Consider the following 15,376-nt stretch of genomic DNA (forward strand, 5'->3'; position numbering starts at 1 on the left):
TGCATCAATAGTTATTATCTAAAATTGCTTACGATCTGAAAAACGTCCAATTGACAACATTTCATCCGCCAAGAATCGACGAAGATCTTGGTCAGACTTTTGCGTCTCTTTTTGCTTTTGCTTGTGCTCAACGGCGCGAATTTCTGCAATGCTATATCCTGCATCCATATAATCCACAATTTCAATTAAACGATCAATGTCATCTAACGAATAACGTCGTTGCTTCCCTGCACCACGTGAAGGCTCAATCAGAGCTTGTTGATCATAGTATCGAATCTGTCGATCTGATAATCCGGTCAATTCACGTACAGCACTAATCGTTAAGACCGCTAGGTCTCGTCGTAATGTTCGTTCACTCATATGCCTACCTCCCTATACCTAAGTATTCTAGCATTAAATGAAACATGAACAAGAGAGAATGTCATGTATTATGACATGAAAGAATGTACATCATCTAGTATAACGTTTAATGTGTCAGGTTTTTGCACTAAGTCCGCCCAATGGATATCTGTAAATTGGTTATTGAACCAAGTTAATTGACGTTTTGCGTAACGGCGTGAGGCCATTTTCAATTCCTCACTCGCTTGTTCTAACGTAGCGTGACCTTCGTAATATGGGAATAACTCTTTATAACCAATCGCTTTACGCGCAGTCGCATCTTCTGACAAAGCATGTACCAACGCCACTTCATCCATCAAGCCTTCTGCTAACATCATATCGACACGTAAATTAATACGTTCGTATAACTTCGCACGATCAGTATTCAAACCAATAATATAAGCATCATATTGACGCTTAGGTTCTGGTTGTAAGCTAGAGAAAGGTTGTTGCATTTGTTGGCTAATCAATAACGCTCGCTTCAATCGACGAATCTGGCCTGGCAAGATTCGTTCTGCACTGATCGGATCTACAGCACGCAAGGCATCGCGTAGTCCTTCCTCACCATATTCTTGCACATGCGCATCCCAATAATCTTCAAAGGCTTGGTCTGGCTGTTCTTCAATCACAGACAATGGCCGATCACCTAACAAAGCTTGCACATAAAAGCCAGTTCCACCAACTAAAATTGGTGTCTTACCTCGACTAGCAATGTCAGAAATAGCGGCTTGTGCCATCTCCACAAATTTTGCCGCTGAATAATGTTCTTCTGGGTCTGCAACATCAATTAAATGGTGTGGTGCTTGCGCTTGTTCTTCCGAGGTTGCCTTAGCGGTCCCAATACTTAACTCACGGTAAATTTGCATTGAGTCGCCTGAAATAATTTCACCATCAATCGCGTTGGCAATTTCTAATGATAGCTTTGTCTTCCCAACCGCAGTTGGTCCAACAATCACAATTAATTTTTGCATATGATATCCTTTTATCTTTTTTCATTCAAAATCGATATGTGAATATGTTAAAATGAGTTATTACATCATAACGGAGGATTAACACATGAACAATTTTGGTAAGGGTGTTTTAGCTGGAGTCGTGGGAACAGTGGCAGCAGCCATTGCGGCTGGTGTAGCATTCCATGAAGTAGCAGTTAAGCCGGTCGAAGAAGTTGAAGCTAAGTTCGACGAAACAGAATTCAAGTCAGCTCGTAAGGCTGCACATTCACACGGATCTCGCTACTAATCTAGCATCCATCTTAACATAAAACGGAGACAGCACCTGATGTGCCGTCTCCGTTTTTATTTTATCTTTTAAACCTTACACCATGTTAGTCTTTGTGCGACCAGTGTAGGCAGTGAATCCACCCTTTAGGATGTAGATGTCTGAGTAACCATCCTTCTTCAAGTCCTTGGCCAAGCGAGCCGCTTGTTGGACGTTACCATCGTACAAGAATACTGGCTTGTCCTTACGGATGGCGCTGTGGTTTTCCTTTAACATTGGGTACGCAATGTTACGTGCGCCCAATACGTGCTTCACCTTGAAAGCTCCTGCATCACGCAAGTCAATGATTTGTTGTCCACGACTTTGGTCTTCAAATTCTTCTGAAGTCAAAAGTGTCGCGTTCTTCTTAATCAATGAACGCATGTAAAAGTAGTTAAATCCTACCCAAGCTGCTGTTGCGATAAATAGTGCCAATAAAATATTTAACATTGTAAACCCCTTTAAATTCGATATTAATAAAAAAGTGCCCTAAGGCACTTTTCACTTTAATTAGCTTCGTTTTCAGCAGCTGCAGTTTGCAAAGCCAATGAAGCAGCTCCGTAAGCACCAGCATCATTTCCCAATTGAGCCAAACGCAATTCAGTTACATCGCGAGTAGTCTTGAAGGCGAAGTTTTGGAATTCCTTTTCAACACGTTCTAGCAAGAATGATCCTGCAGCTGAAACTCCACCACCGATAACGATCTTTGATGGGTTCAATGTGTTAGCCAAGTTAGCAGTTGCTAGTCCAAGGTAGTAAGCCACCTTGTTAACAACTTCGTTAGCCAAGAAATCGTTCTTCTTTGCTAGGTCAAAGACGATCTTTGATGTGACTTCATCACCGTTATCAACCATTTGCTTCAATTCTGAAGTTCCCATGTAGGCATCTGCCAAATCGTGGGCCAAGTGAACAACACCAGTTGCTGATGCGTATTGTTCCAAACATCCCTTGTTTCCACAAGTACATTGGTAACCGTATGGTTCAACGATAACGTGTCCAACTTCACCAGCTGCTCCTGATGTTCCGTGGATCAACTTACCTTCGTGGATCAATCCTCCACCAACACCAGTTCCAAGAGTCAAGAAGGCAACTTCAGGTTCGTTATCTCCGGCACCACGCCATTGTTCACCCAATGCAGCTGAGTTAGCATCGTTATCAATTGTAACCTTGAACCCAGTTCCAGCTTCGATTTCGTCACGAACTGGACGTGCTTCACGCCAGTTAAGGTTGAAGGCTCCTTGAACAGTTCCAGATGCTTGATCAACTGTTCCCGGTGTTCCCATTCCGATTCCAATCACACGTTCCTTGTCCAATTGGTACAAGTCCAAGTGGTGGTTCACTGATTCAACGATATCTGGCACGATGTGATTTCCATCATCCAAAATATTTGTCTTGATTGACCACTTTTGTTGGATTTCTCCTTCTGCAGTCATAATGGCAAACTTTACAGTAGTTCCACCCAAATCAATTCCAATTAACTTATCTTTAACCATGTCCATACCCTCATTAACATTTATTTTATGTAAACCCTTAAGCTATGTAAGGGTTTTCTTGTTACTCACAAGGGTCATTATATCTTAAAAAAAGCGGAAATAAAAGGGCTTTCACGGTGAAATTATGCGTTAAATTCATATTTATTGTCTAAGCTTTAAATATCTTGACGATTTGCTTCAGCTTCGTGTTCATGTTGTAACACAAGTTTAATTCGCGCGTATTCTTCTGGTTGAATCAAACCAGCTCGTGCCATGTTATCAATTTCAATCGCCGCTAACTCAATATCCCATAAACGGTTCCCTAAATGTACGTAAATGTCATAACGCTTTAATAGATTTAAGACATCTAAGAACGTCTTCATCTGTGTCTCTTGCATTGATCTTCTCCTTAGTAAAAAATCCCATTTAAACGTGTCAAGACACCAAATACCAGCGCGCCTAGTATGATAGCTGTACTTACGTAAGCTAAGATTGTCGTTGTCTTAGATGACTTAAAAGTATTTTGCGCATAGCGGCTTTGAATCAAACCACCCGTTAAGGTCAATCCCATCAAGAAACCACCTACGTGGGCCCAGATACCAATTGAGGAATCGAATAAACTGAAGACGACATTCATCCCCACAAAAATAATCATCGTCTGCATTTGTTCCCGCCAGACACCCCGACGATTTTCTCGTAGTCCTAGATAGATAATCGCACCGACTAAGGTAAATGCGCCCCCAGATGCACCTAAACTAATCACAAGGACATTTCCTAGTAACATAGCAAATAAGTTACCGCCAATCACACCAACTAGAAATAACACGGCTAATTGAAGGGATCCTAGCGACATTTCTAATAGACGACCAATGAAATAAATGACTACCACATTTAACAACATATGTGTCAATGAGACGTGAATAAAGCCAGCCGTTAATAGCCGCCACCATTCATTTTGAGCGAATACTGCCGCCGGCACTAAACCACCAAAGTTGTACATAGTCGCCATATCAATGGTTAAGCTACCTGACCGTAGGGCTTCAGCTAAATAAATAACAACTAATAAAACACTCAAACCAACTGCCACTGGGACTTGTTTAAATTCTCGTTCAAAATTATGCATGTTCTGCTCCTATCACCAATACTTGTTTAACTCGTTGATCAAATTCGTCCACTTGCCAAATCGGCTCTTCAAAGTAAAAGGGGGCACTCACGATACCTAGCGTCGGCACCACTGGATACTTCATTAGTAAACGATCATAGTAACCACCACCAAAGCCAACTCGACTCCCATCACGACTAAAAGCCAATCCTGGGACGACAATTAAGTCGAGGTGATTGATGTCTGCTAACGTATCTCCTATTGGCTCCAACATGCCAAAACGATGTTCCTCATACTCAGTCGCTTCGGTAATCCGAATAAAGTTTAATTGACGTCCTGGTGCCACCTTAGGTAAATAGACTTCCTTCTTTTGTAACAAAGCCGTTTGAATCAATAACTGCGTTGGTAGCTCATTATTTTGTGCCAAGGTTAGTGCAATCTTTTCTGCTTCCTGCCAGTTTGGTAATACAGTCACCTTTTTGACCATTTCTTGCATTAAAGTAGCACGTATTGTTGAACTTTGTTGTTCGTAGAAGGCCTGAGCCTTTTTTCTAATCACTTGTTTCGTTTCCATCTTTGTTCGCCTCGTTTTCAGGATACAAAAAAACTGAATCATTTCTGATTCAGTTTAACATATCGTCTATTAGCGTGAAGATTTCACCTCTCAGAAATCTTACTTTTCATCGTTCTTTTGCTTGTCAGCACCAGTTTCTGGGTTAACACGCACATTCTTCCAGAACGCATCTAGAATTTCATTGGCGATTGTTTGGTTAACAATGGTTTCCATTTGTGCCGGCACTCCCGGAATGACAACTGACAAAGCAACGTCTTCACCTGGAACAAAGGCTACTAATGAGTAAGTTAGTGTACTTGCACCATTAGTAAATGTTTCTGCCGTACCTGTCTTAGCAAAGACCGTTGGCTTTTGCTTTTGCAATGGACGACCAGTCATAAATTTACTGCTTCCATTAACAACCTTGTCCATACCATCTAGAATCACTTGACGTTCGGCTGCCGTCCAGTTCACTGTCCCTAGTACTTCTGGCTGCATTGTTGTCGCAACACGATCTTGACGCCCGTTTTCACGGTGTTGAATTTGTTGTACCACACGCGGACGGATACGGTAACCACCATTGGCAATCGTTGAAACATATTGCGCTAATTGCATCGTCGTATACGTATCGTACTGACCGAATGATTCGTCTAACGCATTACCAATACGTTCACGGCTAGCTTCACCACGTACACCAGATGTTTCGCCTGGCAAATCAATTCCAGTCTTGACCCCCAAACCGAAGGCATTAAATCCTTGACGCATTGTCGTGAAAATTTCTGGATTCAAAGCTCCCAAGTCCATTCCAGCAGAGTAATTTAATCCACCCATCTTCAGCATCAATTGCATCACATACGAGTTAGAAGATACCATCAAGGCATCTGACCCGGTCAACGGAATTGAATTTTCACCATTCTTGTTAAACCATGATGACTTAGATGCTGTTCCAGCAATTTCAATCGGCCTATCGACAAATGTATTATTCTTTGGGGTAATTGTCTTCGTCAACAAACCTTGTGTAATCAAGGCGGGCTTAACAACAGATCCAACAACCGCAGAACTATTAATCGTTGCCATCGCATCATCTTGCGACTTTCCATTTGAATTAGTAATTCCGTTCATCGCATAGATTCCACCCGTTGATGGATTCATTACAACTGAGTAAGCACCTTGAGTTGTCCCACCAGGCATGTTTTTACGTAGAATCTTTTGCACTTCTGATTGGAACTTTGAGTTGATTGACAACGTCATATTATCCCCAGATTGACCAGCGAAACGGACCTTTTCAGTATTTTCACCTTCTGAGTTTTGCGTCACTTCAACTTCACGCTTCGTTCCACGCAATGCGTCTTCATAAAACATTTCTAGGTTAGAGGTTCCAACAGAATCATCTCGTGAGTATCCTTCTGTTAGCATTTGGTTAACGCGATCTTCAGGTAGTCCCGTTGTAGACGTTGAGACACGTCCTAAGATTGACGCCATCAAATCATCATCTTTCACCCCTTGGCGCTTGTAGTATAGTCCAACACGCACACCAGGCAATAGGGCTTGACGTTCCCCAATACTAGCAATTTCCTCACTGGTAACGTCATCTTCCTTCAAGTAAACCGTTGATAGCGCGTACGCATTCAGCATCTTTTGGAAAATCATGGCATTGTTCTTTTGTTGATCACTCAATTTAACAATGTCTGGATTAGCATTCACATATGTCTTTAACGCTTCCACGTATGGGTCAGTTCCAGGTGCCTTAGTCGTACCACTTAATTCGGCTACTTGCTTTTGATTATCTTTATCTTGCAAGAAGTACAAACGAACATTGGCATCTGACAAACGCTTTGTATCAATCTTCAAATGTTCCCCAACTGCATTCGCAATGGCATACATTTCTTTTTCCGTTACAAACTTTGGCTTTGTATACGTAATCGCTTGGTTTCCTTCGTTTGATACCAACTTACGCCCAGTACTGTCAAAGATCATGCCACGTTGGACACCAACTTGTTCGATACTCTTTTCAGCACTATTAACTTCATGTTTGTATTTTGCTGTATCTGTGATTTGTAAATTAGCTAATCGAATTGCCAACAATCCTAGCATCACAATGACAATTCCCATTAAAATATTTAGTCGCGCTGGGATACGTGATGAAGCCTGACGCTTCCCACGACTACCGCGTCGTTTTGGTGCTTGCATGGTTTTACCCCTTTAACTTGTTCTTCATGTAATGTTGCTATTGTAGCATAATTCAAGCGTCATTTTTATGTCCGTGCTCAATTCTTACTATTAAATATCATTTGCAGATGTGTTTTAATGGTATTAGTTATATTTCGTAGGAGGAAGATATTTTGGCCAGTTTAAATCCAATGCGTTGGCAACATAAAACACGTCTATTATGGCTTAGTTTTATGTTACCCGCGGTCTTTATGACCTTATATTTTGCCTACCGACAAATGGCCCCATTTGGGGACAATACCATCTTAACCGTTGACCTAGGCCAACAGTACATTGACTTTTTCGAGGCGTTTCGCACCGCCATCATCCATGACCCTAGTCAATTATTCTTTAACTTCAGTAAAGGATTAGGCGGCGAAATGTATGGCGATTGGGCTTATTACCTTTTAAGCCCCACTAATATTATTTTGTTATTTTTCCCAAATACATATTTACCGGCTGGTATTTTATGGCTAACCGTTATCAAGTATGGACTGGCCAGCTTAAGTTTTGGTTATGCACTTTATAAATTAAATTGGCAACGTAATTACGCTGTTCCTATTTTTGGCTTCGCCTATTCTCAGTGTGGTTGGTTCGTTGCCAATCAATTAAATGTCATTTGGCTTGATGCCGCCATTTTATTGCCGCTGATTATTTTAGGGATTGAATATCTATTTGATCATAGACCAGGTTGGTTCTATGTCATCACCCTAACCATGTGTATTATTTGTAACTACTACATGGCTTACATGGTTGGTCTCTTTGTTGTTTGTTATGTCTTTTGGCGTTTATTTGTCTATCAGTTAAGTTGGAATCAACGTTTTAGATTAGTCCGCCAATTTACAGCCTACACGTTAATTGCCATTGGGGTATCTGCGATTGTCTGGTTACCGACTGCCTACACGCTATTAGGCAGTAAAGGGCAATACATGTTGCAGAACCTAACATGGACCTTCCAATATATGCCACCCGATATCTTAGCTAAGTTTTTCGGTGGCACATTCAATTTCGATCAAATGCCTAGTGGTTTGCCAAATATTTTTGTTGGGTCAATTCCCCTGATTACCTTCTGGGCATGTTTAATAACGCGTAAGATTCGATGGCAAACTAAAGTAGCCACAGTTATTGTGACAACTTTCTTAGTTATTTCAATGATGTTTGCCCCATTAGATTTGATGTGGCATGGGTTCCAATATCCGGTTTGGTATCCATACCGTTTCTCTTTTGTTTTCTGTTTCTGGTTATTGTGGTTATGTGCTGCAACTTGGCATCCCAACTTCCGAATCAGTCTGAAGCAAAGCGTCAGCCTATTCATTGTGGCTGTCGTTGCATGGCTTTGGTTGGCCGCACGTTATGAAGATCTAAATTTCTTAAGTTTGTCACAACTTACGGTTGGAATTGTATTCTTCTTACTATTTTTACTTTGCTTAACACTTCCATACAAACAAATTTATTGGGGTGTATTAGTGAGTATCTTGGTCTTAATCGAAATGAGTTCAAGTACCATTTTAACTTTGAACAATTTCTCTTACTTATCAAATTCAGAGTATCAAACGAGCATTAAAAATCTCAATACAATCACCGCGAATCTGCCTCAAGATAAGCAAGACTTCTATCGCGTTACACAAAGTTTCCACCGTACTAAGGGTGATCCTTTGCAAGGACACTATTATGGTGGTTCCACTTTCTCATCTGGCCTTGAGCACCAACAAAGTGATTTCATGGCTACGATTGGTCAACCTGAAGGTGATAACTATATCAACTATACCAATGGTACATTGGTCACTGATAGTTGGCTAAGCATGCGTTACTTAATGCAGAGCAATGGCTTGCAACAAAGTACTCCGGGAACCCCTGCGGCGGATCAAGTATTCCCACGTTATGATACCAACGGAATCTATGACCTCTATGCCGCCAATCCACTAACCCTGTTGTCGGAAAACCCATATAGCTTACCCTTAGGGTTTATGGCCAACGATCAATTGCACGCTATTCAACTACAACCGAATACCCCGTTGCTAAATCAAAACACACTTTGGTCTGCTGCGACTAATCAAAAGAAACCTTTATTTACTAAAGCTGATTTTTCTAGCGCTATCAGTCGTAACACTTCAACACCAACGCAAGTGACCAATGCAAGTTTCACAAAGAAAGATCATAAGAAACCAGCCAGTCTTGAATTAAGCTTTGTTGCAACGTCAAATGATCCCTATTACCTAACACTAGGTAATAGTGTTACCGCCGATGCTACAACCATCACACTTAATGGTCGTGAGTTAGGACGGATTCCAAGTCATCGTCATACGATTGTCTTACCCCTAACTGCTGGTAAAGTAGGTAAAGTTCAAACCATTAAATTTGATTTCCATGAAGATGACCTTTGGCTACAAAATGTGGCATTGTACCGCTTGAACATGGCTCCTTTCAAAGCCGGCATCAAAGAACTTAAGCAGCAAGAATTAAAGTTGTCACACTTCTCTGATACACATATCACCGGTACAATCACCGCGACGTCAGATCAACGATATCTAACAACAAGTATTCCAAATAGCAAAGGTTGGCATGTTTACGTTGATGGCAAACCCGCTGAAATTGAACCAACGCTTGATTTCTTTATTGGTCTTTCATTAACACCAGGTGAACATGAAATCATGTTCACTTATCGCCCACCTTGGCTAATAATTGGTGCAATTATCTCCGCATTGGCTCTGTCAGTGGGAGTAACCGCATTCATTTTTCAACGCCGTAATCAAAAAAACTAACTTTACAGACTTGAAACAACATGATAACCTAGCATTTGAAACCATACGAGTTATGAGTAAAATTTATTTATAGGGACAAGGACATACGCATGAGCGCAGAAAAAGAATATCCAATGACGGCCGACGGCCAACAAAAACTTGAAGATGAACTAAACACGTTGATTATGGAAACACGTGCCGAAATTACTGGCCGTATCCAAAACGCCCGAAGCTTTGGAGATCTTTCTGAAAACTCAGAATACCAATCAGCTAAGGATGAACAAGCCTTCGTTGAAGGACGTATCAAGACATTGCAACACATGCTTGATAACGCTGTTATCATCGACTCATCTGAAGTTGCTTCAGATGAAGTGTCTGTTGGTAAGATTGTCACGTTCAAGGAACTTCCTGACGAAGAACCAGAAACATACAGCATCGTTGGTGCCGTTGAAGCTGATCCTCTAGAAGGTAAGATTTCAAACGAATCACCAATCGCTAAGGCTTTGCTTGGACACGTTATCGGTGACCAAGTTGAAGTACCACTTCCTAACGGAATTGTGATTACTGTTGAAATCTTGGCAGTCGAAGCTGCTTAATTAAAAAGACCACTACTGATGTAGTGGTCTTTTTTGTATCTTCAAGGATCCTCATATCTTTGCACTTATGTTGTATCTCCTCCACCAATGCAACTATCCGGAAAGAGCTGAATTAAAGCCAACAAAAAAGGACTGTGAAACTCACAGTCCTTTTCTTTGTTTATACAATTTATTCAGGCTTATCTAGTAATCCGATTTGATCGTTATCAGCTTGAACTGAGTCAGTCAAACCAAGATGCGCATCGTAATCGTGTGAATAGTAAATTTTACCATCCTTCAAGTTAGCCACGAAATACAAGTAATCTTGTTCACGATCCTTAGGGTTCAATACAGCCAAGACTGCATTCACACTAGGGTTGTTCATTGGACCAGGTCCAAAGCCAGCGTGTACATAATTATTGTATGGATCTTCGTTTTGAACATCCTTAATACTCAAGTTAGCACGCTTTGTCTTCAACGCATACTTCGTTGAGACGTCAGATTGCAATGGCATATCAATGTCCAAACGGTTCAAGAAGACCCCTGCAATCTTACCACGACTTTCCTTATCAACTCCTTCACGTTCAACAAGTGACGCAAGTGTCAAAACTTCGTGGATAGTCATCTTAGAATCCTTGATTTCCTTAAAGTAAGGCTTCAAAGCGATGTATTCTTGACGCACCATCATCGTTACCAAGTCTTCAACGGTTTCTGCATCTTGCCAGTTATATGTGGCTGGGTATAGGTACCCTTCCAACAAGTAACGGACACCCTTTGCCTTAGCCGCTGAATCAAGCAAACCAGGATAATCTGCCTTCAAAGCATCAAACAACTTCTTGTCGTTAACTGCCTTCAAGAAACTCTTTTCACTAAAATTAGTCTTTTCACCGACTTGCTTAGCGATGTCATCAATGATTTCACCTTCACGAACAAGAATAACATTCTTGTTATTTGAAGGAACCGCTGATCCCCCAAGACGTAACGCTAACACAATGTCTTCAACCGGCATAGCAGGTGAAAGTTGGTAGTAGCCTGCCTTCAAATCTGTATAATTTTCAGTACTTACGAAATTAACAAAGGCGCGTTGTGAGCGCAATACACCGGCTTCGCTCAAGGCTGACGCCATTTGCTTTGGTGATGAACCTTCCTTAATACGTACTTCACGCGCCTTATCATCCTTTGTGTTCAGCGCAGAGTAGTCTTGTTTATCGTTTTGAATGTAGGTCACTGTAATTCCTCCAACAACAACAATCACCGTCATCGCTAGTAAGAACTTCACCCAACCTGGTAGTTTGGATAAAAACTTAATCATTAAATTCACTCCTCATGTATACGTAACACACGTTTTTTATGTGACTCTTATCCCGAATTCTATCGAATTTCAGCAGAAAAGGCAACATTTAATGCCTGTGTGATCTTTTCGATCGCTGCGTTAATGTCTTCGTCAACTAGTGTGTGCGCTGCATTTTCAAAGCGTAGTGAGTAGGCAACTGACTTCTTGTCTTCAGTCACATTGCTTCCAGTGTAAACGTCAAAGACTGTAACTGTCTTCAAATCTTCCCCACCGTTTTCACGAATGATGGCCATCAAATCAGCTGATGCGACATCACGATCAACCAAAATTGCCAAGTCACGTGAAATGGCTGGGAAACGTGACACAACTTCATAGTTTGTACCAGCAATGTGTAGGTCGGCAATCTTATCCATGTCAATTTCAAAGGCAACTGTTTGGTTAATCTTGTATGCCTTAGCAGTCAATGGATGTACTTCACCAATAAATCCAACAACTTCGTCATTAATGATGATATCGGCTGTACGACCTGGGTGCATTTCTGGACGTTCTGCATTTGGTACAAAACGTGCTTCCATTCCCCAGTTAGTCAACAATTGTTCAACAATTCCCTTCAAAGTGAAGAAGTCAGCAACTTCTGCTCCTTGATCCCAGTTACGGGCACGAAAATTACCTGACAAGACACCTGCTAGGTGTTCAGTTTCAAGTGGTTGTTGGTCATCCCCTTGTGCAGCGAAGACACGCCCTTGTTCGTACAAAGCCAAATCGCTTTGGTTACGAGCCGTGTTGTAAGCAACATCATCCAACAAGCTTGTCAACAAGCTACCACGCGTTGCGCGACGGTCTTGTGACATTGGGTAGCTCAATTCAACTGGTGTGCTATCAGTAATTGTAAATTGCGTTGCCTTTTCAGGTGTTGTCAAAACGTATGAGATGGCTTGGTTCAATCCCAATCCTTCTAGATCATGACGTGTTGCACGCAATAGGCTTTGCTTAGGTGTTAGTTGCCCTGGTGTTGTTTCTCCAGTTGGCAAAGTTGCAGGTAGGTTATCGTAACCGTACATACGAGCAACTTCTTCAATCAAGTCAGCAGGAATTGTGATATCCCAACGACGTGCAGGGACTGAAACGGTAAAGCTATCGTTAACTTCAACAAATTCAAAGCCTAGACGTGTAAAGATAGCTGCAACATCTGAACCAGTGATTGTTGTTCCTAGCACATGGTTAATGTCATCAACACTAACCACAACTTCAGGGGCTTCGTAAGCTGCGTCTTGGGCAATGACTTGACCAGCCAAAACTTCACCACCCGCAATTTCAGCAATCAATGCTGCGGCGTGATCCAAAGCTTGGAATGTCATGGTCATGTCGACACCACGTTCGAAACGTTGTGAAGCTTCTGAGTGCAAGTTTTGGTCACGAGCTGCATGACGGATGGCCTTTGGTTCGAAAATCGCTGCTTCCAAGACAACGTCTTGTGTTTGAGCAGTTACTTCAGTAGATTGTCCACCCATAACTCCTGCAAACATCAATGCTTCATCACCAGATGCAATCACGAGGTCACCAGCCGCAGCTTCACGGTCTTGGCCATCAAGTGTTGTAATCTTTTCTCCTGCAACGGCTTCACGTACGTGAAGTGCCTTTTCTGGCAAATTGTTGTAGTCAAAGGCATGCAATGGTTGTCCGTATGTCAACAACATCAAGTTTGTCACGTCGACAACGTTAGAGATTGGACGGATGCCCATCTTCCATAGACGTTGTTGCAACCAAAGTGGTGAATCACCTACCGTTACGTTCTTAACAACACGCACCCCGTACTTAGGTGCCAAAGCTGCATCAGCAGAAACTGAGATCATATCAGCTGCCGCTTCATTTGATTCAACCAATTCAAAGCTAGGTAGCTTAACTGGTTCGTCCATAATCGCGGCAACTTCCCAAGCAGTTCCATTCATTGACAACATGTCGGCACGGTTAGGTGTAATTCCTAGTTCCAAAACATTATCGTCAAAGCCAAGTACTTCAAGTGCGTTGTCACCAGCATTAAGCTTAGCTGATTCTTCTTCACTAAATACCCAGATGCCTTCGTCAAAGTCCTTAGGTGAAACCTTTTCTTCCAAACCAAGTTCTTGTAAGGCACACAACATACCGTTTGATGGGACACCACGTAGCTTGCCCTTCTTGATCTTCACACCATCAGCGATAACTGACTTGTGCTTAGCCAAGATAACTGTTTGTCCAGCAGCGACGTTAGGAGCTCCAGTCACAACTTGCACGGGTTCTTCTTCACCAGCATCCAATTGAGTCACAACCAAGTGATCTGAATCTTCGTGTGGTGCCACAGACAAAACCTTTGCAATCACGATATTCTTCATATCACCTTGCAAATCGATTTGATCTTCTACTTCAACGGCTGTACGTGAAATCTTTTCGGCCAATTCATTTACTGGCAATGAAATAGGCAAGTATTCTTTTAACCAATCAACTGAAATCTTCATTGATAATTACCCCTTTTGATCAAATTGCGTTAGGAAACGAACGTCGTTCAAGTAGAAGTTACGGATATCTTCCACCCCGTACTTCAACATTGCGAAACGATCAGGTCCCATACCAAAGGCAAATCCACCGTATACTTCTGGATCAACACCAGCCATACGTAACACATTTGGATGTACCATTCCAGCACCAAGTACTTCAATCCATTCGATATCTTCTGGCTTAGTATCTGGTGTTACTGGTCCCCATGAAACGTCAACTTCAACTGAAGGTTCTGTAAATGGGAAGTAAGATGGACGTAAACGGATGTCGTGGTCTGCTCCAAACAATTGGTGCGCAACTGCCAACAAAGTGCCCTTCAAGTCACCCATTGTGATGTGTTTGTCGATAACAAGTCCTTCAAATTGGTGGAATTGGTGTGAGTGTGTTGCATCGTCAGTGTCACGACGGTAAACACGACCCGGAGAAACCATCTTCAATGGTCCCTTAGCAAAGTCATGTGTTTCCAATGCACGTGCTTGTACTGGTGATGTTTGTGTACGCATCAACAAGTTTTCAGTGATGTAGAAAGTGTCTTGCATATCACGTGCAGGGTGATCCTTAGGTAGGTTCATCATTTCGAAGTTGTACTTATCTTGTTCAACTTCAGGCCCTTCCATCACTTGGTAACCCATCCCCATGAATTGGTCTTCCAATTCTTCGATGATTTGTTGCAAGACGTGTGGTTGCCCTTGGACAACTGGCTTACCCGGCAAAGTAACATCCAAAGTTTCAGTAGCCAACTTTCGTTGCAAAGCCGCAGCTTCTAGCGTTGTTTGTGCTTTTGCGATTGTTTCTGTCAATGCATCACGCACTTCGTTAGCCAAAGCTCCTACAACCGGGCGTTCTTCCGCTGTTAGATCCTTCATACCACGCAATACTTCTGTTAGTGGCCCCTTCTTACCTAGCCACTTAACGCGGACATCATTCAATGCCTTCATTGCGTCTGTTCCTTCAATTTCCGCCAAGGCTTGTGCCTTTAGCGCTTGCAAGTCTTCTTGTAAACTCATGTTCGGACTCCTTCTGTCTGAAATAAAAAAAGCGCCCCTTCGATGCGAACATCGAAGGGACGTTTGTTAACGTGGTACCACCCAAAATTTAGTCTTAATAGTAATTAAGACCCTTTGAAGTCAGTTAACGCTGACTATACGGGTACCCCTTATCAAGGTACCAGCTCCTGACTGAATGACTGTTTCTCCTATGCATCAGGCTTCCACTTCTCCCGACTCGCTGTCCACGGTTTTAAACAATCCGGCCATTCCTAGCT

Annotated in this window: 14 protein-coding genes; 3 read left to right on the plus strand and 11 right to left on the minus strand. The window is 42.1% G+C overall.

Features of this window, described 5'->3' with window-relative positions:
* Positions 1-18: 18 nt before the first annotated feature.
* Positions 19-360, minus strand: coding sequence for a MerR family transcriptional regulator (locus tag KHQ31_RS06350; protein WP_213408755.1), 342 nt, complete (start codon positions 358-360; stop codon positions 19-21).
* A gap of 68 nt (positions 361-428) precedes the next feature.
* Positions 429-1,349 carry a tRNA (adenosine(37)-N6)-dimethylallyltransferase MiaA gene (miaA, locus tag KHQ31_RS06355; protein ID WP_213408756.1) on the minus strand — a complete coding sequence of 307 codons (921 nt, stop codon included), beginning with the start codon at positions 1,347-1,349 and terminating at the stop codon, positions 429-431.
* A gap of 85 nt (positions 1,350-1,434) precedes the next feature.
* Here miaA and KHQ31_RS06360 point away from each other — a divergent pair, with 85 nt between their 5' ends.
* Positions 1,435-1,617, plus strand: coding sequence for a DUF3042 family protein (locus tag KHQ31_RS06360; RefSeq protein WP_213408757.1), 183 nt, complete (start codon positions 1,435-1,437; stop codon positions 1,615-1,617).
* Positions 1,618-1,692: 75 nt separating this feature from the next.
* On the opposite strand, the gene KHQ31_RS06365 is transcribed toward KHQ31_RS06360, so the two are convergent.
* From KHQ31_RS06365 to KHQ31_RS06390, 6 genes are all read right to left on the minus strand, one after another.
* A complete protein-coding gene (locus KHQ31_RS06365; protein ID WP_213408758.1) occupies positions 1,693-2,085 on the minus strand; it encodes a rhodanese-like domain-containing protein in 393 nt (130 codons plus the stop codon).
* Between the two features lie 56 nt (positions 2,086-2,141).
* Positions 2,142-3,128, minus strand: coding sequence for an ROK family glucokinase (locus KHQ31_RS06370; RefSeq protein WP_213408759.1), 987 nt, complete (start codon positions 3,126-3,128; stop codon positions 2,142-2,144).
* Between the two features lie 155 nt (positions 3,129-3,283).
* Positions 3,284-3,490, minus strand: a complete 207-nt coding sequence (locus KHQ31_RS06375) for a YqgQ family protein (protein WP_213409726.1) — start codon at positions 3,488-3,490, stop codon at positions 3,284-3,286.
* Between the two features lie 26 nt (positions 3,491-3,516).
* Positions 3,517-4,230 carry a rhomboid family intramembrane serine protease gene (locus tag KHQ31_RS06380; protein ID WP_213408760.1) on the minus strand — a complete coding sequence of 238 codons (714 nt, stop codon included), beginning with the start codon at positions 4,228-4,230 and terminating at the stop codon, positions 3,517-3,519.
* On the minus strand, positions 4,223-4,783 hold the full coding sequence (locus tag KHQ31_RS06385; protein WP_213408761.1) for a 5-formyltetrahydrofolate cyclo-ligase: 561 nt from the start codon (positions 4,781-4,783) through the stop codon (positions 4,223-4,225). The genes KHQ31_RS06380 and KHQ31_RS06385 overlap by 8 nt, the downstream gene beginning before the upstream one ends.
* Positions 4,784-4,882: 99 nt before the next feature.
* The gene (locus tag KHQ31_RS06390; protein WP_213408762.1) at positions 4,883-6,952 is read right to left on the minus strand and encodes a penicillin-binding transpeptidase domain-containing protein; all 2,070 of its coding nucleotides are present in this window, start codon (positions 6,950-6,952) and stop codon (positions 4,883-4,885) included.
* A 152-nt stretch (positions 6,953-7,104) separates the two neighbouring features.
* Here KHQ31_RS06390 and KHQ31_RS06395 point away from each other — a divergent pair, with 152 nt between their 5' ends.
* A complete protein-coding gene (locus KHQ31_RS06395) occupies positions 7,105-9,732 on the plus strand; it encodes a YfhO family protein (protein WP_213408763.1) in 2,628 nt (875 codons plus the stop codon).
* Between the two features lie 89 nt (positions 9,733-9,821).
* Positions 9,822-10,307 carry a transcription elongation factor GreA gene (greA, locus tag KHQ31_RS06400; protein ID WP_213408764.1) on the plus strand — a complete coding sequence of 162 codons (486 nt, stop codon included), beginning with the start codon at positions 9,822-9,824 and terminating at the stop codon, positions 10,305-10,307.
* A gap of 169 nt (positions 10,308-10,476) precedes the next feature.
* Here the strand turns inward: greA and mltG are convergent, their stop codons facing one another.
* The 3 genes from mltG to pheS are packed head-to-tail and all read right to left on the minus strand — an operon-like array spanning position 10,477 to position 15,119.
* The gene (gene mltG, locus KHQ31_RS06405; protein WP_213408765.1) at positions 10,477-11,598 is read right to left on the minus strand and encodes an endolytic transglycosylase MltG; all 1,122 of its coding nucleotides are present in this window, start codon (positions 11,596-11,598) and stop codon (positions 10,477-10,479) included.
* A gap of 59 nt (positions 11,599-11,657) precedes the next feature.
* A complete protein-coding gene (pheT, locus tag KHQ31_RS06410; protein ID WP_213408766.1) occupies positions 11,658-14,072 on the minus strand; it encodes a phenylalanine--tRNA ligase subunit beta in 2,415 nt (804 codons plus the stop codon).
* Positions 14,073-14,078: 6 nt separating this feature from the next.
* On the minus strand, positions 14,079-15,119 hold the full coding sequence (pheS, locus tag KHQ31_RS06415; protein WP_213408767.1) for a phenylalanine--tRNA ligase subunit alpha: 1,041 nt from the start codon (positions 15,117-15,119) through the stop codon (positions 14,079-14,081).
* Positions 15,120-15,376: the final 257 nt, after the last annotated feature.

Origin of the sequence: Weissella ceti (assembly GCF_018394055.1) — a bacterium.
In the GTDB taxonomy this organism is placed as follows: Bacteria; Bacillota; Bacilli; order Lactobacillales; family Lactobacillaceae; genus Weissella; species Weissella ceti.